Annotated in this window: 15 protein-coding genes; 13 read left to right on the top strand and 2 right to left on the bottom strand. The window is 71.7% G+C overall.

Going from position 1 to position 21,887, the window contains the following annotated elements; genetic code table 11:
- Positions 1-35: 35 nt before the first annotated feature.
- From argS to thrC, 4 genes are all read left to right on the top strand, one after another.
- A complete protein-coding gene (gene argS, locus ACFP2T_RS24440; protein ID WP_377425262.1) occupies positions 36-1,694 on the top strand; it encodes an arginine--tRNA ligase in 1,659 nt (552 codons plus the stop codon).
- A 136-nt stretch (positions 1,695-1,830) separates the two neighbouring features.
- Positions 1,831-3,216, top strand: a complete 1,386-nt coding sequence (gene lysA / locus ACFP2T_RS24435) for a diaminopimelate decarboxylase (RefSeq protein ID WP_377425261.1) — start codon at positions 1,831-1,833, stop codon at positions 3,214-3,216.
- Positions 3,217-3,366: 150 nt separating this feature from the next.
- Positions 3,367-4,713 carry a homoserine dehydrogenase gene (locus tag ACFP2T_RS24430; RefSeq protein ID WP_377425259.1) on the top strand — a complete coding sequence of 449 codons (1,347 nt, stop codon included), beginning with the start codon at positions 3,367-3,369 and terminating at the stop codon, positions 4,711-4,713.
- A gap of 180 nt (positions 4,714-4,893) precedes the next feature.
- On the top strand, positions 4,894-5,943 hold the full coding sequence (gene thrC, locus ACFP2T_RS24425; protein ID WP_377425257.1) for a threonine synthase: 1,050 nt from the start codon (positions 4,894-4,896) through the stop codon (positions 5,941-5,943).
- Between the two features lie 36 nt (positions 5,944-5,979).
- Here thrC and ACFP2T_RS24420 read toward each other — a convergent pair whose 3' ends face one another.
- On the bottom strand, positions 5,980-6,573 hold the full coding sequence (locus ACFP2T_RS24420; RefSeq protein WP_377425255.1) for a hypothetical protein: 594 nt from the start codon (positions 6,571-6,573) through the stop codon (positions 5,980-5,982).
- Positions 6,574-6,907: 334 nt separating this feature from the next.
- On the opposite strand from ACFP2T_RS24420, the gene ACFP2T_RS24415 reads away from it, so the two are divergent.
- The 7 genes from ACFP2T_RS24415 to rho all read left to right on the top strand — a co-directional run bounded on the left by ACFP2T_RS24415 (position 6,908) and on the right by rho (position 16,856).
- The gene (locus tag ACFP2T_RS24415; protein ID WP_377425253.1) at positions 6,908-10,186 is read left to right on the top strand and encodes an efflux RND transporter permease subunit; all 3,279 of its coding nucleotides are present in this window, start codon (positions 6,908-6,910) and stop codon (positions 10,184-10,186) included.
- 125 nt (positions 10,187-10,311) lie between these two features.
- Entirely contained in the window at positions 10,312-11,568 is a 1,257-nt protein-coding gene (locus ACFP2T_RS24410; RefSeq protein ID WP_377425251.1) for an MFS transporter, read from the top strand.
- A gap of 108 nt (positions 11,569-11,676) precedes the next feature.
- The gene (locus ACFP2T_RS24405; RefSeq protein WP_377425250.1) at positions 11,677-12,330 is read left to right on the top strand and encodes an HAD family hydrolase; all 654 of its coding nucleotides are present in this window, start codon (positions 11,677-11,679) and stop codon (positions 12,328-12,330) included.
- A 79-nt stretch (positions 12,331-12,409) separates the two neighbouring features.
- Positions 12,410-13,276 (top strand): SPFH domain-containing protein, encoded by an 867-nt coding sequence (locus ACFP2T_RS24400; protein WP_377425249.1) that lies wholly within the window; start codon positions 12,410-12,412, stop codon positions 13,274-13,276.
- A 13-nt stretch (positions 13,277-13,289) separates the two neighbouring features.
- Positions 13,290-13,523, top strand: a complete 234-nt coding sequence (locus tag ACFP2T_RS24395; protein WP_377425248.1) for a type II toxin-antitoxin system antitoxin — start codon at positions 13,290-13,292, stop codon at positions 13,521-13,523.
- A 5-nt stretch (positions 13,524-13,528) separates the two neighbouring features.
- Complete coding sequence (gene thrB / locus ACFP2T_RS24390; RefSeq protein WP_377425246.1) at positions 13,529-14,476, top strand: homoserine kinase; 948 nt, start codon at positions 13,529-13,531, stop codon at positions 14,474-14,476.
- Positions 14,477-14,774: 298 nt separating this feature from the next.
- Positions 14,775-16,856 (top strand): transcription termination factor Rho, encoded by a 2,082-nt coding sequence (gene rho, locus ACFP2T_RS24385; protein ID WP_377425244.1) that lies wholly within the window; start codon positions 14,775-14,777, stop codon positions 16,854-16,856.
- 83 nt (positions 16,857-16,939) lie between these two features.
- Here rho and ACFP2T_RS24380 read toward each other — a convergent pair whose 3' ends face one another.
- The gene (locus tag ACFP2T_RS24380; RefSeq protein WP_377425242.1) at positions 16,940-17,821 is read right to left on the bottom strand and encodes an NAD(P)-dependent oxidoreductase; all 882 of its coding nucleotides are present in this window, start codon (positions 17,819-17,821) and stop codon (positions 16,940-16,942) included.
- Positions 17,822-17,938: 117 nt separating this feature from the next.
- Between ACFP2T_RS24380 and ACFP2T_RS24375 the strand changes: the two genes are divergently transcribed.
- Both ACFP2T_RS24375 and ACFP2T_RS24370 read left to right on the top strand, forming a co-directional pair.
- On the top strand, positions 17,939-18,280 hold the full coding sequence (locus ACFP2T_RS24375) for a winged helix-turn-helix transcriptional regulator (RefSeq protein ID WP_377426176.1): 342 nt from the start codon (positions 17,939-17,941) through the stop codon (positions 18,278-18,280).
- Between the two features lie 80 nt (positions 18,281-18,360).
- On the top strand, positions 18,361-21,837 hold the full coding sequence (locus tag ACFP2T_RS24370; RefSeq protein WP_377425241.1) for a phosphodiester glycosidase family protein: 3,477 nt from the start codon (positions 18,361-18,363) through the stop codon (positions 21,835-21,837).
- Positions 21,838-21,887: the final 50 nt, after the last annotated feature.

Here is a 21,887-nt window from a genome sequence, read left to right as displayed (position 1 = left end):
CGAGTGACCGAGTCTACCCCCGGTAACATGTTTCGGTGACTCCCGCCAATCTCGCCGAGGCCGTCCTCGCCGCCGCCCACGCCGTCTTCGCCCGGCGTGGTCTCGATCCCTCCGTACTGCCGGAGTCGGTGGCGCTGGAGCGACCGCGCAATCCCGAGCACGGCGACTACGCTTCCACGATCGCGTTGCAGTTGAGCAAGCGGGTCGGCCTGCCGCCCCGGGAACTGGCCGCCGCCCTCGCCGAGGAGCTGGGCCGGACACCGGGTGTCAAATCGGTGGAGATCGCCGGACCGGGCTTCCTCAACATCCGACTCGATCCGGCCGCCGCCGGTCAGCTCGCCCGCGAGGTGGTCCAGGCCGGTCAGGCGTACGGGAGCAGCGACCGGCTCACCGGGCAGCGGGTGAACCTGGAGTTCGTCTCGGCGAACCCGACCGGCCCGATCCACCTCGGGCACACCCGGTGGGCGGCGGTCGGCGACTCGCTGCGCCGGATTCTCGCCAAGGCCGGCGCCGAGGTCACCAGCGAGCACTACGTCAACGACGCCGGTGCCCAGATCGAGCGCTTCGGCCGGTCGCTGTACGCGGCGGCCCGGGGCGAGCCGACCCCGGAGGACGGCTACCCGGGCGAGTACGTCGCGGAGATCGCCACCCGGGTCGTCGCCGAGCGGCCCGACGTGCTCGACCTGTCGGCCGACGAGGCCATGACCGTCTTCCAGGACCGCGGCTACCACCTGATGCTGGACGAGATGCGGGCCAGCCTGGAGCGGTTCGGCGTGCACTTCGACGTCTGGTTCTCCGAGCGCACCCTGCACAGCAGCGGCGCGGTGGAGCACGCGCTGGGCCGGCTCCGCGAGCAGGGCCACGTGTACGACGCCGACGGCGCCATCTGGCTGCGCACCACCGACTTCGGTGACGACAAGGACCGGGTGCTGATCCGGAGCAACGGCGAGCTGACCTACTTCGCCGCCGACTCGGCGTACTACATCAACAAGCGGGAGCGCGGCTTCGACAAGTGCGTCTACCTGCTCGGCGCCGACCACCACGGCTACGTGAACCGGCTCCGGGCGATCGCCGCCTGCGCCGGGGACGACCCGGACTTCAACATCGAGATCCTGATCGGCCAACTGGTCAACCTGGTCCGCAACGGCGTGCCGGTACGGCTGTCCAAGCGGGCCGGCAACATCATCACGCTCGACGACATCGTCGACGCGGTCGGCGTGGACGCGGCCCGTTACTCGCTGGCGCGCTCCTCGACGGACTCGCCGCTGACCCTGGACATCGACGAGATCACCAAGAACTCGAACGACAACCCCGTGCACTACGTGCGGTACGCGCACGCCCGGATCGCCTCGCTGCTGCGCTACGCGGTCGACCTCGGGGTGACCCGGGGGGACGACTTCGACCCGGGGCTGCTCAGCCACGCCAAGGAGAACGAGCTGATCAAGACGCTCGGCGAGTTCCCCGGTGTGGTCGCGACCGCGGCCGAGTTGCGCGAGCCGCACCGGATCGCCCGCTACCTGGAGGAGCTGGCCGGCACGTACCACCGGTTCTACGACGCCTGCCGGGTCCTGCCGGTGGGTGACGAACCGGCGACCGACCTGACCCGGGCCCGGTTGTGGCTGGTCGAGGCGTCCCGGATCGTCCTGGCCAACGGCCTGGCCCTGCTCGGCGTCTCCGCACCGGAGCGGATGTGACCGGAGCGGATCTGGCCGGGAGGGATTCGGCCGGGACGGATGTGGCCGGGACGGGCGCGACGGGGACGGGTGTCACCGGGACAGGCGCCGCCGGGAAAAGCGAACCACCGCGCGTGGGCGCGGCGAAGGAGAAGTGATGCGGGCTCACGAAGCGGGGGCGCTGCACGGCGACCTCGGGGTCCGAGGGCCGGCCTGGCTGCGTACCCCGGAAGACGTCAACGCCCTCGTGCCGCACCTGTGGCCGCGCAACGTCACCCGGGACGCCGACGGCGCGCTCGTGGTCGCCGGTCTCGGCATCCGCGAGCTGGCGGCGGAGTTCGGCACCCCGGTGTACGTCCTGGACGAGGACGACCTGCGGGACCGGTGCCGGGAGTTCCGGGCAGCATTCCCGGACGAGGACATCTACTACGCCGGGAAGGCGTTCACCTGCCGGGCGGTGGTCCGGGTGATCGCCGAGGAGGGCCTGCACCTCGACGTCTGCTCCGGCGGGGAGTTGGCGGTGGCGTTGTCCGCCGGCATGCCGGCCGAACGGATCGGGTTCCACGGCAACAACAAGTCACCGGCCGAACTCGCCCGGGCCCTCGACGCCGGGGTGGGCCGGATCGTCGTCGACTCCTTCCAGGAGATCGACCGGCTGACCGCGCTGGCCCGGGAGCGCGGCGTACGGCCGCAGGTGATGATCCGGGTCACCGTGGGCGTCGAGGCGCACACCCACGAGTTCATCGCGACCGCGCACGAGGACCAGAAGTTCGGCTTCTCGCTCGCCGGTGGTGCGGCGGCGGCCGCCGCTTTCAAGATCCTCGACGAGGACGTGCTGGAGCTGCGCGGACTGCACTCGCACATCGGTTCGCAGATCTTCGACACCAGCGGGTTCGAGGTCTCCGCCCGGCGGGTGCTGGCGCTCCAGGCACAGATCCGGGACGCGCGCGGGGTCGAACTGCCGGAACTGGACCTGGGCGGCGGGTTCGGCATCGCCTACACGACCCAGGACGACCCGGCGGCACCGCACGACCTGGCCAAGCGGCTCAACAAGATCGTCGATGACGAGTGTGCCGCGCTGCAACTGGCCGGTCCGAGGCTGTCGATCGAGCCCGGCCGGGCGATCATCGGTCCGGCGGTGTTCACCCTCTACGAGGTCGGCACGGTCAAGGACGTGGACGGGCTCCGTACCTACGTCAGCGTCGACGGCGGGATGAGCGACAACATCCGGACCGCGCTGTACGGCGCGTCGTACTCGGCGACCATCGCCTCCCGGGCGTCGGTGGCCGAGCCGATTCTCGCCCGGGTGGTGGGAAAGCATTGCGAGGCTGGGGACGTGGTGGTGAAGGATGAATTCCTGCCCGCCGACGTGCAGCCCGGAGATCTTCTCGCCGTGCCCGGAACGGGTGCCTATTGCCGGAGCATGGCCAGCAACTACAACCATGTCCCACGACCCCCCGTCGTGGCGGTCCGGAACGGCCGCGCGCGGGTGATCGTCCGGCGGGAGACCGAAGACGATCTGCTTGCATTGGACGTGGGTTGACATCTTCCCGGCTCTGACCGGCAGGGAGTCCACGGTCGCCCGTGGGTTTCCTGCTGCACCGCCAACCGCCCCGGTACGACGATTTCCCGAAGGGAGGCAGCGGCGTCACCTCCCGTCCCCGGGCGGCCGGGTGTCCACGCCGCGAAGCCGATGACGAGACCAGTCCGTCTGGCCCTGCTCGGTTGCGGCACCGTCGGTGCCGAGGTGGTACGGCTGTTGCACGAGCAGGCCGCCGACCTGACCGCCCGGGTCGGTGCGCCGCTGGAACTGGCCGGCATCGCCGTACGCCGGCTCGCCCGCGAGCGGGGACCGCTGCCCGCTGACCCGTCGCTGTTCACCACCGACGCGCTCGGCCTGGTCAAGCGGGACGACGTCGACCTGGTGATCGAGGTGGTCGGCGGGATCGAGCCGGCCCGCACCTGGCTGGTCGAGGCGATGCGGGCCGGCAAGGGCGTGGTGACCGCCAACAAGGCCCTGCTGGCCGAGGACGGCGGCACGCTGCACGACGCCGCCGCCGAGGGCGGTGCCGACCTCTACTACGAGGCGGCGGTGGCCGGGGCGATCCCGCTGCTCCGTTCGTTGCGCGAGTCCCTGCACGGCGACACGATCAGCCGGGTCACCGGCATCGTCAACGGCACCACCAACTTCATCCTCTCCGCGATGGACGCCACCGGCGCCGGCTTCACGGAGGCGCTGGACGAGGCGACCGGACTGGGCTACGCGGAGGCGGATCCGACCGCCGACGTGGAGGGCTTCGACGCCGCCGCGAAGGCCGCGATCCTGGCCTCGCTCGCCTTCCACACCCGGGTGACCGCCGCCGACGTCTACCGGGAGGGCATCACCGAGGTCACCGCGGCCGACATGGCCAGCGCCAAGGCGATGGGCTGCACCATCAAGCTGCTCTGCATCGCCTCCCGGGGCCCGGACTCCACCGGAACCGAATCGGTCAGCGTCCGGGTGCATCCGGCGATGATCCCGGTCAGCCATCCGCTGGCCAGCGTCGGCGACGCCTTCAACGCGGTCTTCGTCGAGGCCGCTGCCGCAGGTCAGCTCATGTTCTACGGTCGGGGTGCCGGCGGTGCGCCGACCGCGAGCGCGGTGCTCGGCGACGTGGTCGCGGCGGCCCGCAACCACCTGGCCGGGGTCCGTGCCCCGAGCGAGTCGTCGTACGCGGCGCTGCCGATCCGGCCGATGGGGGAGGCGGTCACCCGCTACCACATCAGCCTCGACGTTGCCGACCGACCGGGCGTACTGGCGGCGGTCGCCGGGGTGTTCGCCCGGCACGACGTGTCGATCGCGACCGTACGGCAGGCGTCCGCGCCGTCCGGTCCGGCGGATGGTCCCGGTCCGGTGGGCCGGGGTGGCGACGCGATCCTGGTGATCGTGACGCATGCCGCGCCGGACGCCGCGCTCGCCGCGACGGTCGAGGAACTGCGCAGGTTGGAGATCGTCCGCTCGATCGCCAGCGTGCTCCGGGTCGAGGGCGGCAGCCGGTAGCGGACCGCCCGGCGCGGTCCGACGGTCGATCACGTGGTTGATCACGTGGTGGTCCGTTCGTCCCGCCAGGTGGTTAGCGGCTGGTGCGGGTGCAGCCGATCGGCGACCCTGGGTCACCGTGGAGCTGACCCGCCGCTGCCGACCAGACCGGGCGGGTACCGCAGGTGCGAGGAGAGAGATATGTGGCGGGGCTTGATCGAGGCGTACCGGAACCGGCTGCCGGTCAGCGAGGCCACGCCGGTGATCACTCTCAACGAGGGAAACACTCCGCTGCTGCCGGCGCCGGTGCTCTCCGCGCGGCTCGGCTGTGACGTCTATCTCAAGGTGGAGGGCGCCAACCCCACCGGCTCGTTCAAGGACCGGGGCATGACGCTGGCGGTCTCCAGGGCGGTCGAGGCCGGCAACAAGGCGATCATCTGCGCGTCCACCGGCAACACCAGCGCCTCGGCGGCGGCGTACGCGGCCCGGGCCGGGCTCACCTGCGCCGTACTCGTTCCGCAGGGCAAGATCGCACTGGGCAAGATGGCCCAGGCGCTGGTCCACGGCGCCCGGCTGCTCCAGATCAACGGCAACTTCGACGACTGCCTGGCGCTCGCCGCCAAACTGGCCCAGGACTATCCGGTGGCGCTGGTCAACTCGGTCAACATCGACCGGCTGCACGGCCAGAAGACGGCGGCGTTCGAGATCGTCGCGGCGCTCGGTGACGCCCCCGACATCCACTGCCTGCCGGTCGGCAACGCCGGCAACATCACCGCGTACTGGATGGGCTACGAGGAGGAGACCGACGCCGGCAACTCCACCCGTCGCCCGAAGATGTACGGCTTCCAGGCCTCCGGCGCCGCACCGATCGTCACCGGTACGGCGGTCCGCGAACCGTCCACGATCGCCACCGCGATCCGGATCGGGAACCCGGCGAGCTGGACGAAGGCGGTGGACGCCCGGGACGCCTCCGGCGGGCTGATCGCGGCGGTGACCGACCGGGAGATCCTGTCGGCGTACCGGCTGCTCGCCCGTGAGGTGGGCGTCTTCGTCGAGCTGGCCAGCGCGGCCAGTGTCGCCGGGCTGTTGCAGCAGGCCGCCGCCGGAATGGTGCCGAGCGGGTCGACCGTGGTCTGCACGGTGACGGGGCACGGCCTCAAGGACCCGGAGTGGGCCATCTCGACCGCGCCCTCGCCGATCACCATCCGCAACGACGTGCCAACCGCCGCCCGCGCACTCGACCTCGCCTGATCCGGGCGGCCGGCCGGAGCCGGCGGCCCGGCATCGTCAGGACTGCGGGTCGATGGTGCGGATCCGGGTGAGCCAGCCGAGGCTCAGCGGTCCGCCATAGGTCAGGCCGTGGGCGGTGCCGCTCACCGTGGCGTACGCCGAGGTGGTCACGTGCACCCGGCCGTCCTCGTCGGTCCGCCGGGAGCGGGTGGGCTCGCTGCTGCCCGTCCACGTCACGTCGATGGTCGTCACGCCGCTGCCGTACTCCTCGGCGCAGGCCACCTCCTCCTCGTTGGCGTACGTGCAGGTGCGGCGGGTCTCCTGGTAGGGCAGCCGGGTGGAGAAGCCGCCCTGGTCGAACCCGAACGAGAAGCGGCGTACCGGGACGGCGTCCGAGTTCCGGAAGACGAAGTCGCAGGTACGGCCGCTCTCGGTGTCCCGGCACTGGTTGTCGGCCCAGTCGACGTCGATGGTGGTGGCGCCCGCCACGCTGGCCACGTCGAGGTCCATACCCGCATTGCTGTCGTGGCTCCGGAACATGATGTGGACGTGCTTGCTGACCGTGTCCGCCGAGGCGGGAGCCGGGGGCAGCAGGGCCGTCGCGGTCACGGCAACGCCGGCGACGATCAGGGCGTGACGGAAGCGGGTCACGTTGCTCCTTTGTAGAGGGCTGGAACGGTCACCTTAGGCGAACCGTCCGACCTTTCTCCGGCCTTTCTGTCCGCCGCGTCGGCCGGCACCCGTACCGGATCCTGTCGCCCGATCCGGCGGACGGGGCGGCACGGGGCGGCACGGGGCGGTACGGCGAGCTGAGAGGCTGCTGAGCAGGGGTTGCCCGCCGACCGGGCCGACCCGCAGGCTGCGCCCAGCGCCCCGATTTCGGGACGGGGATGCGGGTCAGGCAGACTTCCTCCTGCCGCGCCGACGTGAGAACTCGCGCGATCACAAATCTCGCGCCAACTCGATACACAGGAGTGAGCCGCTGATGTCGTTCCTCGCCAGACTCAGTCTCGCCAACCGAGGGCTCGTCGCGCTCATCGCGATCGTGATCACGGCATTCGGCGCGTACGCCGTGCCGTCGCTGAAGCAGCAGCTCCTGCCCTCGCTGGAGTTCCCGGCCGCCTTCATCATCGCCCCGTACCCGGGCGCCGGGCCGGAGGTTGTCGAGGAGCAGGTCGCCGAGCCGATCGAGAACAGCATCCAGGGCATCGCCGGACTGGACAAGGTCACCTCGACGTCCCAGGAGGGCAGCGCCACCCTCCAGGTCGAGTACGAGTTCGGCACCGACCTCGACGACGCGGTCAACAAGATGCAGACCGCGCTGAACCGGATCCAGCTTCCGGAGGGCGTCGAGCCGCAGGTGATCGCCGGCAGCACCGACGACCTGCCCGCCGTGGTGCTGGCGGCGGCCGGCAGCGGCGACGAGCGGGCCCTCGCGGACCGGCTCGCCGACACCGTCGTACCCGAACTGGAGTCCATCGACGGGGTCCGCACGGTCGAGGTGACCGGCGCGCGCGACCAGCAGGTGGTGATCACTCCCGACCCGGCCAAGCTCGGCGCGGCCGGCGTCTCGCCGACCGCGATCGGCACCGCACTCCAGGCCAACGGCGTGACGATCCCGGCCGGCGCGGTCACCGAGAACGACCAGACCCGCACGGTCCAGATCGGTGGCCGGATCTCCTCGGTCGAGGAACTCGCCGGGATCTTCCTGCCGCCGGCCCAGGCCGGCGGCCAACCGGTCCGGCTCGGCGACATCGCGACCGTCGAGCAGCAACTCGCCGCGCCGACCTCGTTCACCCGGACCAACGGCACCGACAGCCTCGGCATCATGGTCACCGCCTCGCCGGACGGCAACGCGGTACGTATCTCGCACGAGATCCGGGACCGGCTGGCCGACCTCTCGACCGCCTCCGGCGCGACCCTGAGCGTGGTCTTCGACCAGGCGCCGTTCGTGGAGAAGTCCATCGAGAGCCTGACCACCGAGGGCCTGCTCGGGCTGGTCATGGCGGTGCTGGTGATCCTGGTGTTCCTGCTCTCGATCCGGTCCACCCTCGTCACGGCGGTCTCCATCCCGCTCTCCGTGCTGGTGGCGCTGATCGCGCTCTGGGTCGGCGAGTACTCGCTCAACCTGCTCACCCTCGGCGCGCTGACCATCGCGGTGGGCCGGGTGGTCGACGACTCGATCGTGGTCCTGGAGAACATCAAACGACATCTCGGGTACGGCGAGGAGAAACGCGACGCCATCATCGGCGGAGTCCGGGAGGTCGCCGGCGCGGTCACCGCGTCCACCCTCACCACCGTCGCCGTATTCACGCCGATCGTGCTGGTCGGCGGGTTCGTCGGACAACTCTTCGCGCCGTTCGCGATCACCGTGACGGTGGCGCTGCTCGCCTCGCTGCTGGTGTCGCTGACCATCATCCCGGTGCTGGCCTACTGGTTCCTCCGGCCGGCGAACGGCGGCGCGAGCGCGGAGGCGCTCCGGCGGGCGGCGGAGGAGAAGGAGCTGCGCAGCCCACTCCAGCGCGGCTACCTGCCGGTGATCCGGTTCGCCACCCGGCGGCGCTGGCTGACCGTCGCCCTCGGCCTGGTCGTGCTCTTCGGCACCTTCGGGCTCGCCACCCGGCTGGAGACCAACTTCCTCGACGACTCCGGACAGGACACGCTCAGCATCAGCCAGGAACTGCCGGTCGGCAGCAGTCTGGGTGCCACCGACGCGGCCGCGAAGCAGGTCGAGACGGTGCTGGAGCGTACCGACGGGATCGACTCCTACCAGGTGACGGTGGGCGGCGGCGCGAACCCGTTCGGCGGGGGCGGCAGCGTCAACAGCGCCAACTTCTCCGTCGCGCTCAGCTCCGACGCCGACGCCACAGCGCTGAAGGAGACGTTGCGGACGGAGTTCGACAAGCTCAGCGGAGCCGGCGAGGTCAGCTTCGGCGGGGCCGGTGGGCCGGGCGGCGGATCCGTCAACCAGCTCCAGGTGATCGTGCGGGCCGGCGATGTCGACGTGCTGGCCCGGGCGACCGAGCAGGTACAGCGGGCCATGTCGGACACCCCGGACGTGACGGACGTGCAGAGCAGCCTGGCGGACAGCGCGCCCCGGATCGACATCAAGGTCGACCGGGCCGCCGCCGCCCGGTTCGGGCTCTCCGACGCCGCCGTCGGCCAGCTCGTCGCGCAGCAGTTCCGGGGCAGCCCGCTCGGCAAGGTGACGTTCGGCGGTGAGCAGCAGGACGTGGTGCTGCGTACGGGCCAGCCGCCGGCCGGCATCGACGCGTTGCGGGCCCTGCCGGTGGGACCGGGCGGTGCGGTCAAGCTGGACGACATCGCCGAGGTGACCGAGGTGCAGGGACCGCTGGCGGTGACCCGGATCGACGGGGAGCGCAGCGCCACGGTCACCGGTACGTCGACCGCCTCGAACCTGGGCGCGACCACCGCCGCCCTCCAGAAGCGCCTCGACGCGATCGAGGTGCCGGGCGCGACGTTCGCGGTGGGTGGGGTCAGCGCCGACCAGGCGGAGGCCTTCGCCGACCTGGGCCTCGCGGTGCTCGCCGCGATCGCGATCGTCTTCGTGATCATGGTGGCCACCTTCCGCAGCCTGATCCAGCCGCTGATCCTGCTCGTCTCCATCCCGTTCGCCGCCACCGGTGCGATCGGCCTGCTGCTGGCCACCGGTACGCCGCTGGGCGTACCGGCCCTGATCGGTGTGCTGATGCTGGTCGGCATCGTGGTGACCAACGCGATCGTGTTGATGGACCTGGTCAACCAGTACCGGGCCCAGGGGATGGGTGTGATCGAGGCGGTGGTCGAGGGCGGCCGGCGCCGGCTGCGACCGATCCTGATGACCGCCATCGCGACCATCTTCGCCCTGCTGCCGATGGCGCTCGGGTTGACCGGCGAGGGCGGGTTCATCTCGCAGCCGCTGGCGGTGGTGGTGATCGGCGGTCTGATCAGCTCGACGCTGCTCACCCTGGTGCTGGTGCCGACGCTCTACACGATGGTCGAGAACACCAAGGAGCGGATGCGTCGCCGTCGCGGCGGGTCCGCCGATGGAGCCGGCTCGGCCGAGCCGGGCGGGTTCGGTGCCGGGTCGGGCCCGGGTACGCCGGTAGCGGCCGGCGCGGCGGCGGGTGCGACGGCTGGGCCGGCGGGACCGGTCGGCGGGCGTCCGATGCCGTCCGGAGCGTTGATCGACGGCACCGACCAGTTCGAGGTGCTGCGGCTGCCGAAGAGCCGCCGGTCGCCGCTGCCGCCGACCGAGGAGTGAGCGGGCTGCTGGAGAACTGAGCGGGCTGACGGAGAACTGAGCGGATCGGGCCAGGCCGGACACCCCGGCCTGGCCCGCCGCCGTCCCACGAGGGGTCCGGACGCTGGCGGGTAGGGTCCCGGTACGTGTCGTCACCCCTTTCTGTCCTTACACGCAACCGTGACTTCCGCCGTCTGCTCAGCGCCGAACTCGTGGTGTTCGGGGCCGACTGGTTCGTCATGGTGCCGCTGCTGGTGCTGCTTCCGAAGCTGACCGGCAGCGGTGTGTGGGGTGCACTGGTGCTCGCCGTCGACAACGGAATCCTCGCCCTGCTGCTGCCGTACGCCGGGACCGTCGCCGACCGACTGGACCGCAAGAAGATCCTGATCGCGTCGAACCTGACCGCGCTTGCCGCGATCGTCCTGCTGCTCGGCGTACGAAGCTCCGGCACCGCCTGGCTGGCGCTGCTCGCGATCGGGGCGGTGGCGATCGCGAAGGCGTTCTACTCACCCGCCGCACAGGCGGCCCTGCCGAACGTGGTGGACCCGGAGGACCTGCCCGCCGCGAACGCGATCGCGGGCTCGTCGTGGGGCACGATGAGCATCGTCGGGGCGTCACTAGGCGGGGTGCTGACCGCCGCGGTGGGCCCGTACGCCTGTTTCTGGGTGGCGTCGATCGGCCTGGCCGTGGCCTCCGGCCTGACCTGGCGGATCCGCCGCCCGTTGCAGGCGCCCCGCGATCATGACCTGCCGACGCCGCATCCGTGGACGGCGATCCGGGAGGCGTTGCAGTACATCGGGCGGCGTCCCCGGGTACTGGCGCTGGTGACCGTCAAGAGCGCGGTCGGTCTCGGCAACGGCGTGCTGACCGTCTTTCCACTGCTCGCCGGCCTGTACGGGGTCGGTGCGCTGGGCACGGGCCTGCTCTTCGCGGTACGCGGCGCGGGCGTGCTGGTCGGGCCGCTGCTGATGCGCCGGGTGCTGCACCACCGGTCCTGGCTGTTGCCCGGCCTCGCGCTGTCGATGTCGGCGTACGGGCTGGGTTATCTCGGCGTGTCGCTCACCAACTGGTTCCCGCTGGTCCTGGTGCTGGTCTTCGTCGCGCACTTCGCCGGGGGCAGCAACTGGGTGATGTCGAACTACGCGTTGCAGGGGGAGGTGCCGGACCGGTTGCGGGGCCGGGTCTTCGCCACCGACATGATGCTGGCGACCGTGGCCATCGCGGTCAGCCAACTGGCGGTGGCCGGCGTGGTGGACCACGTCGACCAGCGGGTGGTGCTGGCCGGCTGCGGGCTGACCACCCTCGTCTACGCCATCGGCTGGTGGGTGGCGACCCGGCGGCTGGACCTGTCCGGCGAGGAGGGCCCGGAGACGGCCCCGCAGCCGGCGGGCCAGCCAGGCTGACCCGAGGCGCGGTGGCATGGGGCGAGGGGACGGAAAAACCGGGCGACGCCGATATTGCGGGGTTGCCGGGGGTACTCCGGGGCCATCGACGTGGTGCCGGATGCCCGAGTGGCCGGCCGCCTGGCCAGGTGGCGCGGCGGTCGGCTGCTGCACCCGCGCGGGCTCTCATTCACCGGGCAGGTCGAGCTGTGGGGGCCGCTGGCGGTCCGGATGGCGGGCCGTCCGGGCCGCTGTGCCGGGACCGTACGGCTCTCCCGTGGCACACCCACCCCGGACGGCTGGCCCGACCTGTTGGGCCTCGCCCTCCGGCTGCACGGGGACGCCGGCCCGTTCGACCTGATGCTCTCCACGAGCAGTCAGCGGCGGGTGCTGCGACACCTGCCGATTCCGAGGTACGACTTCGCCGGCCCGTACGGCAGCCTGTTGGCGTACCGGATCGACAACCGGCGGGTGTATGTCACCGCGCGCTCGATCCGCCCCCTCGGCCGCACCCTGGACGAGGTGGCCTCGGTCGCCGACCGGGACGCGGCCTGCCTGGACCTCTTCGCCGTCGGCGTGACCGGTCCGTGGCGCCGGTTCGGGCGGGTCGTCTTCGGCGCACGGCTGCCCGACGAGGTGGACGCGGCGCTGGCCTTCGACCCGGACGGCAGCCGTGGTTCGGGGCCGCACCCGACCGGCCTGATCCAGCGGCTGCGCGTGGCCAGCTACGGGTTCTCGCAGCGGGCCCGGGGAGCCGCCGCGGACCAGACCCGGCTGCCGTGACCCCACCGCGACACCACTCTTTCTCTCGTGGCGCCCGTCGGCTATCGTTGTGATATCACATCGCTAGCAGGGAGATGTCATGGAACGAGGCGCCTTCCGGATCTCGGGGTTCATTTCGATCGGAGTTCTGCTGCTCCTGGCCGCCGCCGGGATCGCGAGCATCCTGCCGGTTCTCGACGAGCCCGGTGTCCACCCCAGGATCGTCGCGGTCAGCGTCGGGTACGCCGTACTCGCCGCGGTGATGGCCACCGGGTTCACCGTGGTCAATCCGAACGAGGCCCAGGTCGTGCAGTTCTTCGGCCGCTACGTGGGCAGCATCCGGGACTCCGGGCTGCACTGGACCTGGCCGCTCACCGACCGGGCCCGGGTCACGCTGCGGGTACGCAACTTCGAGACCGCCCGGCTCAAGGTCTCCGACGCCGACGGCAATCCCGTCGAGATCGCGGCGGTCGTCGTGTGGCAGGTGGTCGACTCGGCCAAGGCCGCGTTCGCCGTCGACGACCACGTCGAGTACGTCGCCGTGCAGTCCGAGGCGGCCGTCCGGCACCTGGCCACCAGTTACCCGTACGAGGCACACGACTCCGGTCGGGCGAGCCTGCGGGACAGCGTCGTGGTCAGCGAGGAGTTGACCTCCGAACTGCGCGAACGGGTCCAGTTGGCCGGCGTGGAGGTGCTCGAATCACGTACCACGCACCTGGCGTACGCGCCCGAGATCGCCCAGGCGATGCTGGCTCGTCAACAGGCGAGCGCGATCGTCGGAGCCCGGTTCAAGATCGTCGAGGGTGCGGTGGGCATGGTCTCGAACGCGCTGGAGCGGTTGCGCGACGAGCACGTGGTGGAACTCGACGAGGAACGGAAGGCCCAGATGGTGGCGAACCTGCTGGTCGTACTCTGCGGTGACCGGGCCGTCCAGCCGGTGGTGAACGCCGGATCTCTCTACAGCTAGGGCCCGCACACCGATGGCCGAACGCAAGAAACTTCTGCTCCGAATCGATCCGCAGGTCTACGACGCGATCGCCAGGTGGGCGGCGGACGATCTTCGCAGCGTCAACGCCCAGATCGAGTACGCGCTGCGGCTGGCGCTGCGTTCGGCCGGTCGGCCACCGCGACCGTCCCGCGACGACGCGGCGTCCGGTGCGGCCGGTCCGGGGGAGGCGCCGGGGTCCGTGCCGGATGGGGAGGACCTAGCATGAGCCGGATGCGGCCCTCCTTCCTTTCCGAGCCGGTCCGGGTCCGGGTGCCGGCGACCAGCGCCAACCTCGGCCCCGGCTTCGACGCGCTCGGCCTGGCGCTGGCGCTGTACGACGACGTCGGTGCCCGGATCAGCCCGGACGGCTGCCGGGTCGAGGTCACCGGGCAGGGCGCGGGAGAGTTGCCGGACGGCGACGAGCATCTGGTCGTCCGGGCCATGCGGGCCGGCTTCGACGCGCTCGGCGGCCAACCGTCCGGGCTGGCCGTCGAATGCGTCAACCGGATCCCGCAGGCCCGTGGCCTGGGCTCCTCGTCGGCGGCGATCGTCGCCGGGGTACTGCTGGCCCGGGCCCTGGTGATCGACGGGGACCGGGATCTCGACGACGACGCGGCGCTGCGGCTGGCTGCCGAGCTGGAGGGTCACCCGGACAACGTCGCGCCCTGCCTGCTCGGCGGGTTCACCATCGCCTGGTCGGAGTCGGACGGCCCGGCCCGGGCGGTGACGCTGCCGGTCTCCCCCGACGTCCACGCCACCGTTTTCATCCCGCAGGAGCGGGGACTGACGGCGGTGGCCAGGGCCGCCCTGCCGGCGACGGTGCCACACGGCGACGCGGCCCGGAACGCCGGACGGGCCGCTCTGCTGGTGCACGCCCTGACCGCCGACCCGAGGCTGCTTTTCGCGGCGACCGAGGATCGGTTGCACCAGGACTATCGCGCGGGCGGAATGCCCAATAGTGCGGCACTTCTGGCTGAGTTGCGTGCTGCCGGTGTGGCCGCTGTGATCAGTGGGGCGGGCCCGTCGATTCTGGCGCTGACCAGCCTCGACGAGGAATTCACGCCGGGAATGCGCTGGACCTCGCAAAGGTTGCCCATAGACGTAGCCGGGGCACGGGTCTATAGGGGTAGACTGGGACACGCCGAGCGGGACCCTGTTGCCGCAGGTCGGAAGAGTTGATTACGCTCTAGACCTAGCACAGCCGCGAAGCAATGCGACTCCTGCGGGTCGGTGCACCCCCGAAGCTTTCGGCGGTCAGCCCGTCTCACCCCTGCCTAGGTTCACGCCGCACCGCAGTTTCCACAGGTCGCCGCAGGCGGCGAGACCTGCTCACCGACGTTGGTGGGTCGGGAAACCAACCGGCTGCTGTGTTACAGACTCCCGCGACGCGTCATGCGAGGCGGGTGCACCGAGGCCGCCCGGCCGGTTAGCTCTTCGAGCCACGGGCAGCCCCGGCCTTAACGAGGGAAGGAATCCATTGAGCGACACCACCGACGTGACGTCGGATGTTTCCAACGTCGCTGGCGAAGCCACCGCAGGTTCTACCCGCCGTCGGCGGACCGGGACCGGGCTGTCGGCGATGCTGCTGCCAGAGTTGCAGAGCCTGGCCGCGTCGCTCGGCATCTCCGGTACGGCCCGGATGCGCAAGGGCGAGCTGATCACCGCGATCTCGGAACGGCAGGCCGGCACCGCCGGTGCCGCCAGTGGCGGTGCGCCTCGTCCCCGCGCCGAGGTGTCGGCCGCGGCTGCGCCGGCCCGCGACGAGGTACGGGCCGAGGTGCGCGAGAGCGACCGACCGGACGGTGAGCGCCGGGCCGCTGCTGAGCAGGTACCGGCCACTGCCGCCGCCGGCGGCGAAGGGCGGACGCGTACGTCCCGGCGGTCCAGCCGGGCCGCTTCCGCCACCGCCGAGGTGGAGACCGAGGCGCCCCCGGTGGAGCGGGCCGAGCGTGGCGAGCGGGCCGAGCGTGGCGAGCGGGCCGAGCGTGGCGAGCGGGCCGAGCGCGGTGACCGTGGCGAGCGGGCCGAGCGCGGTGACCGTGGCGAGCGGGCCGAGCGCGGTGACCGTGCCGACCGTGGCGAGCGGGCCGAGCGCGGTGACCGTGCCGAGCGTGGCGACCGGGCCGAGAGCGCCGAGCGGACCGAGGGTGGCGAGCGCGGTGAGCGGGCCGACCGTGGTGACTCCCGGAACGGCCGTGACCGTAATGACCGGGGCGAGCGCGGCAACGACCGTGCCGAGCGCGGCGAGCCGCGTGGAGACCGGGGCCAGCGCTCGGTGGACCGGGACAACGACGGCGACGACGACGACAGCGGTGGACGGCGCAGCCGGCGTAGCCGGTTCCGGGACCGGCGTCGGGGACGCAACGACCGTCCGGACAACGGCGAGGGCGGCGGCAGCAGCAGCCGCGAGCCGCAGGTCAACGAGGACGACGTGCTCGTTCCGGTGGCCGGCATCATCGACGTGCTCGACAACTACGCGTTCGTCCGGACCACCGGCTACCTGTCGGGTCCCAACGACGTCTACGTGTCGATGTCCCAGGTCAAGAAGTACGGCCTGCGTCGCGGTGACGCCGTCACCGGCGCGGTCCGGGCGGCCCGGGACGGCGAGCAGCGGCGGGACAAGTACAACCCGCTCGTCCGGCTCGACACGATCAACGGGATGGACCCGGACGAGGCGAAGCGGCGGCCCGAGTTCTACAAGCTCACCCCGCTGTACCCGCAGGAGCGACTGCGGCTGGAGACCGAGCCGCACATCCTCACCACCCGGGTCATGGACCTGGTGACGCCGATCGGCAAGGGCCAGCGGGCGCTCATCATGTCTCCGCCGAAGGCGGGTAAGACCATGGTGCTCCAGGCGATCGCCAACGCGATCACGACCAACAACCCCGAGTGTCACCTGATGGTCGTACTGGTCGACGAGCGGCCCGAAGAGGTCACCGACATGCAGCGCTCGGTCAAGGGCGAGGTTGTCGCGGCCACGTTCGACCGCCCGCCGCAGGACCACACCACGGTCGCGGAGCTGGCGATCGAGCGGGCCAAGCGCCTGGTCGAGCTGGGCCACGACGTGGTCGTACTGCTCGACTCGGTGACCCGGCTCGGTCGGTCGTACAACCTGGCCGCGCCGGCCAGTGGTCGGATCATGTCCGGTGGTATCGACTCCACCGCGCTCTACCCGCCGAAGCGTTTCCTCGGCGCGGCGCGGAACATCGAGAACGGCGGCTCGCTGACCATCCTCGCCACCGCGCTGGTGGAGACCGGGTCCGTGATGGACACGGTGATCTTCGAGGAGTTCAAGGGCACCGGCAACGCGGAGTTGAAGCTGGACCGGAAGATCGCCGACAAGCGGACCTTCCCGGCCATCGACATCCACCTCTCCAGCACGCGTAAGGAAGAGATCCTGCTCGCGCCGGAAGAGCTGGCCATCATCCACAAGTTGCGCAAGGTGCTGCACTCCTTGGACTCGCAGGCCGCACTCGACCTGCTGCTGGACCGGCTCAAGCAGTCCCGGACCAACATCGAGTTCCTGATGCAGATCGCGAAGTCCACCCCCGGGGAGTGACCCGGGGCGCCCACAGCGGCGCGATTCGACACCACCAACGAGGGGCCCGGCCGATATCGGCCGGGCCCCCCNNNNCGACCCGCTCAGCGGACGAGCAGGTCGATCACGCCGGTCTCGCTCTCGTCGGCGTGTCCGTCGGCGAGTCGGCGCGCCATCAGCTCCATGTACGGGGTCATCAGTTCGGCGCTGACTCCCTGCTCCTCGGCCGTGCGGAGCAGGGTCGCGTTGCCCGCGACCATCATGGCGAGGTTGGAGCTCACCCCCACGGTGTAGTCGCCGCTCTCCAGTTGAGCGGCGGTGCCGGGCACGAGCGTGGCCATCGCGGTGAGCCACTCGACGAGCAGCGGGGCGAACTCCTTCGGCGCGATCTCCTCCCTCCTGATCAGGGCGAAGGCGTGCGCGACCCCGGAGAACATTCCGGTCATCGCGCTCAGCAACGCCACGTCGTGCAGGGCGGCGAAGCCGGGATCGCCGCCCACGTACCTGGTGCCGGTGGGTACGGCCAACGTGCGCTGATGGGTGTCGAAGAGCGAACGGGACCCGCTGTAGAAGACGTAGCCGCCGGACTCGGGAACGCCGATCATCGGCGGAATCGCCATGATCCCGCCGTCCAGGAAGCGCCCGCCGCGCTCCCGGGTCCACCGGGCGAGGCTGCGGGCCTGGGCCGGGGTGCCGGTGGTGAGGTTGACCAGGTCCTTGCCGGTCAGGTCGGCGTCGGTGAGCGCCTCCCGGACCGAGGCGTCGTCGAGCAGGCAGGCCACCACGAGATCGTTCGCGGCCACCGCCCCGGCGGCCGTGCCGGCGACCGTCGCACCCTCGGCGGCGAGTGGTTCGGTCCGGCTGGCGGTGCGGTTCCATACGGTCAGCGGATGCCCGGCGCCCAGCCAGGTACGGGCGAGCGCGGTGCCCATGGCACCGAGCCCGAGGAGGGTGAGAGAGGTCTTCGCAGGGGTGTTCGTTTCCACGCTCACTAGACTTGCCGCCGCGCCTCGACGCGGACAAGTACGCACCTCGAAGTGGGTGGTTACCTCGAAGTGGGTGGTTACCTCGACGTGCGCGGGGCAACCAGGAGGGGGTGGGTGATGCTCGGTGCGCGACGGCCGGGGGCGTACGTCTGCGGAATCGACGCGGCGATGGACGTGGTCGGCGGCAAGTGGAAGGTGCTGATCCTCTGGGCGCTCGACGAGCAGGTGTGCCGCTTCGGTGAACTGCGCAGGCTGGTGCCCGGGGTGACCGAGAAGGTGCTCGCCTCCCATCTGCGGGAGTTGGAGGCGGACGGCATCGTGCGCCGGGAGGCGTACGACGAGGTGCCGCCGCGCGTCGAGTACTCGTTGACCCCGCTCGGCGTGTCGCTGAACGAGGCGCTGGCGCCGCTGGGTGCCTGGGGGCGGGAGCACGTCCTCGGTGGTGGCCCGGACCGGTAGCCGCCGCACGGGTGGAATTTTCCTTCGGTTCAGGTGTCAGGTATTGAAACTTCTATACGTGGTCGGGTTGACTACCGGACATGGTCATCCGCCGCCGATCCGCCCGCCTCGCCGGTCTGCTGCTCCTGGTGCCGTCCCTGACCGTCGTCGGCCCGGTCCCGGCCCTGGCCGCCCCGGTGCCGGCCGCCCCGATCCCGGCCCCCGCCACCGGCACCGCCGTCGACGAGAGCCCCCGCGCCTCCTCGTCCGGCTCCCCGTCGTCCACCCCGGTCGCGGTCGCCGCCGCCGACGCCGACGGGATCGAGACGGACAGCCGGACCCGACCCGTCGCGCCCGGACTCGACCTGACCTCTTACGACCGGTTCGACGCGAACGGCTGGATCCGGGCCGACGCGCTCACCGCCGACCTGACCGGCGGGCTCAGCGTCGACTACGTCAACTCCGGCGAGGTGGCCAAGGCCGAACCGCTGCGGAAGGCGGTCGACCGGGCCGGCGCGGTGGCCGCGGTCAACGGAGACTTCTTCGACATCAACAACTCGGGCGCGGCCCAGGGCATCGGCATCCAGGGTGGCCAGCTCGTCCAGTCGGCGGTCGCCGGGCATGTGGAGGCGGCCGGGGTGACCGCCGAGGGAGTGGGCCGGGTCGTCCAGGTGCACTTCGACGGCACCGCCACCCTGCCGAGCGGGCCGGTTCCGCTCACCCAGTTCAACAACATGGTCGTCGCGGGCGGCGTCGGCGTCTTCACGCCGCTCTGGGGCTCGTACCCCCGCAGCCGGGCGGTCGAGGGTGCCGGCCGGGTCACCGAGGTGACCGTGGTCGGCGGTCGGGTCGGTACGGTGGCCGACGCCGCCGGCAGCGGCCCCATCCCCGCCGGTACGACGATCCTGCTCGGCCGGGAGGCCGGCGCCGACGCGCTCGCGGCGCTGCGCCCCGGCGACCAGGTCGACATCGCGTACGCGCCCAAGCCGTCGGACGGAAGCACCCTGCGTGCCGCGGTCGGCGGCAACCGGGTACTGGTCCGGGACGGGGTGGCGCAGAACATCGGCGACGTCAACTCCGAGCCCCGGACCGCGGTCGGATTCTCCGCCGACGGCCGGAAGATGTACCTGCTCACCGTGGACGGGCGGCAGGCCGACAGCCGGGGCGTGACGCTGACCGAACTCGGCGCGATGATGGCCGAACTCGGCGCGCACAACGCGCTCAACCTGGACGGCGGCGGCTCGTCCACCCTGCTCGCCCGGGAACCCGGCCAACCGGCCGTACGGGTGGAGAACGCCCCGTCGGACGGCTCGGAGCGTCCGGTGCCGAACGGCCTGGCGCTGTACGCCCCGCAGGGGAGCGGCCGGCTGACCGCGTACTGGGTGAAGACCGTGCTCGATCCGATGACGGCGCCGGGGATCGGCCCGGTGCGCGGCGGGCGCCCGGACCGGGTCTTTCCCGGCCTGACCCGGCGGCTGAGCGCGGCCGGCTACGACGAGACCTACGGGCCGGCGGCCGGCCGGCCGAGCTGGCGGGCCGAGCCGGCGACCCGGGGCACGGTCGACTCCGCCGGGGTGTTCCGGGCCCGGCTACCCGGCGCGGCCACCGTCACCGCCGCCCGGGGCCGGGCGAAGGGCACCCTGGCACTGACGGTGCTCGGGCCGCTGGCCCGGATCGACGGCACCGTGGACAAGGTCGGGCTCTCCGGTGCGGACGGTACCGGGACGTTCGGCGTGGTCGGCTACGACGCCGAGGGCAACACCGCGCCGATCGAGCCGGCCGACGTGCGGCTGGAGTACGACCGGGACCTGCTGGAGATCACCCCGGCCGGGGACGGCAACCTGTCGGTGCGGGCCAAGGTCGACAGCGGCGCCGGACTGGTCACCGTGCGGGTCGGCGGGACCAGCACCGTCGTACCGGTGACCGTCGGGCTCACCGAGGTACCGGTGGCGATGTTCGACGACGCGGCCTCGTGGCGGTTCAGCGCGGCCCGCGCCACCGGATCGGCCACCCCGGTGCCGGGCCGGACCGGCACCGGCCTGAAGCTGGCGTACGACTTCGGCCAGTCCACCGGCACCCGGGCCGCGTACGCCGACCCACCCGCCTACATCCCGGTCGCCGGCCAGCCGCAGGCGTTCGGGATGTGGATCCACAGCGCCGGCAACGGAGAGTGGCCGAGCCTGCACCTGCACGACGCGCTGGACCAGCAGCACGTGCTGCGCGGTCCGTACCTGGACTGGACCGGCTGGCGGTACGTCGAGATGGCGGTGCCGGCCGGGGTGGTGTACCCGGTGCGGATCCGGCGGTTCTACGTGGCGGAGACCGACGCGGCGGCGGCGTACACCGGGGAGGTGGTCATCGACGACATCGTCGCGAAAGTGCCGTCCGAGGTGACCCCGCCGGCCGAGCCGCTCCGGACCGACCGGGTGGTGCTCACCGACGGCACCGTGGACCGGGCGCCCTGGCGGTTCGCGGTGCTCTCCGACGCCCAGTTCGTCGCGGCCGACCCGGACAGCGACCTGGTCGCCCAGGCCCGCCGTACGCTCCGCGAGGTCAGGGCCGCCCGACCGGACTTCCTGGTGATCAACGGTGACTTCGTGGACACCGCGTACCCGGCCGACTTCGCGCTGGCGAAGCGGATCCTGGACGAGGAACTGGGCGGCACCCTGCCCTACTACTACGTGCCGGGCAACCACGAGATCATGGGTGCCCCGATCACGAACTTCCGGTCGGTGTTCGGGGACACCTCCCGGGTCTTCGACCACACCCCGGCCGGTGGCGGTACCCGTACCCGGTTCGTCACCCTGGACACCTCGACCGGCAGCCTGCGCGGCGGCGGCTTCGCCCAGGTCCGGTCGCTGCGTACGGCGTTGGACGACGCGGCCCGGAATCCGGCGATCGGCTCGGTGGTGGTGCTGGAGCACCACGCGCCTCGGGACCCGACGCCGGCCAGGGCGAGCCAGCTCGGCGACCGCAAGGAGGCGGCGCTGCTGGAACGGTGGCTGGCCGATTTCCAGCAGGACACCGGCAAGGGAGCGCTGTTCGTCGGCGCACACGTCGGCACCTTCCACGCCGACCGGGTCGACGGCGTGCCGTACCTGATCAACGGCAACGCCGGCAAGAACCCGTCGACGGCCCCGCACCTGGGCGGATTCTCCGGCTGGACGATGTTCGGCGTCGATCCGGTGAGCCCGGCGGAGGCGGCGGCGGCCCGGCGGAATCCGCTGGCGGACGGGCCGCAATGGGTGAGCGCGCAGACCCGGGCGCATGTGGACAGTCTGGCCCTGGCGGCCCCGTCGGCCCTGCCGGCCGGCGCGGCGCTGCCGGTGACGGCCACGGTCACCCAGCCCGGTGGTCGCCAGGTGCCGGTCGCCGCTCCGCTGAGCGCCGACTGGTCCGGCTCGACGAACCTCCACATCGGATCGGTGTGGGGCCTGCGACCCTGGCACGCCGCCTGGTTCGACCCGGACACCGGCCGGCTGACCGGGCTGCGGTCGAGCGGGTCGGTGCGGCTCACGGTCACGGTCAACGGCGTCTCCGCCCAGGCGACCGTCCCCCTCACCCGAAAACCCGGCTGACCCCTCGCCACCTCCCACCACTTCCCACATGATCCCGGAGAGTTCGGCCG

It is taken from the genome of Plantactinospora solaniradicis (assembly GCF_042658085.1).
In the GTDB taxonomy this organism is placed as follows: Bacteria; Actinomycetota; Actinomycetes; order Mycobacteriales; family Micromonosporaceae; genus Plantactinospora; species Plantactinospora solaniradicis.
This window is presented reverse-complemented; position numbering and strand designations above follow the sequence as displayed.

What these genes read in the sequence shown, in the direction of transcription:
- ACFP2T_RS24400 (WP_377425249.1), top strand. Translation starts at nt 12,410, where the DNA reads ATGGAACGAGGCGCCTTCCGGATCTCGGGGTTCATTTCGATCGGAGTT.
- thrB (WP_377425246.1), top strand. Translation starts at nt 13,529, where the DNA reads ATGCGGCCCTCCTTCCTTTCCGAGCCGGTCCGGGTCCGGGTGCCGGCG.
- ACFP2T_RS24430 (WP_377425259.1), top strand. Translation starts at nt 3,367, where the DNA reads ATGACGAGACCAGTCCGTCTGGCCCTGCTCGGTTGCGGCACCGTCGGT.
- thrC (WP_377425257.1), top strand. Translation starts at nt 4,894, where the DNA reads ATGTGGCGGGGCTTGATCGAGGCGTACCGGAACCGGCTGCCGGTCAGC.
- ACFP2T_RS24375 (WP_377426176.1), top strand. Translation starts at nt 17,939, where the DNA reads ATGCTCGGTGCGCGACGGCCGGGGGCGTACGTCTGCGGAATCGACGCG.
- ACFP2T_RS24370 (WP_377425241.1), top strand. Translation starts at nt 18,361, where the DNA reads ATGGTCATCCGCCGCCGATCCGCCCGCCTCGCCGGTCTGCTGCTCCTG.
- ACFP2T_RS24415 (WP_377425253.1), top strand. Translation starts at nt 6,908, where the DNA reads ATGTCGTTCCTCGCCAGACTCAGTCTCGCCAACCGAGGGCTCGTCGCG.
- ACFP2T_RS24395 (WP_377425248.1), top strand. Translation starts at nt 13,290, where the DNA reads ATGGCCGAACGCAAGAAACTTCTGCTCCGAATCGATCCGCAGGTCTAC.
- lysA (WP_377425261.1), top strand. Translation starts at nt 1,831, where the DNA reads ATGCGGGCTCACGAAGCGGGGGCGCTGCACGGCGACCTCGGGGTCCGA.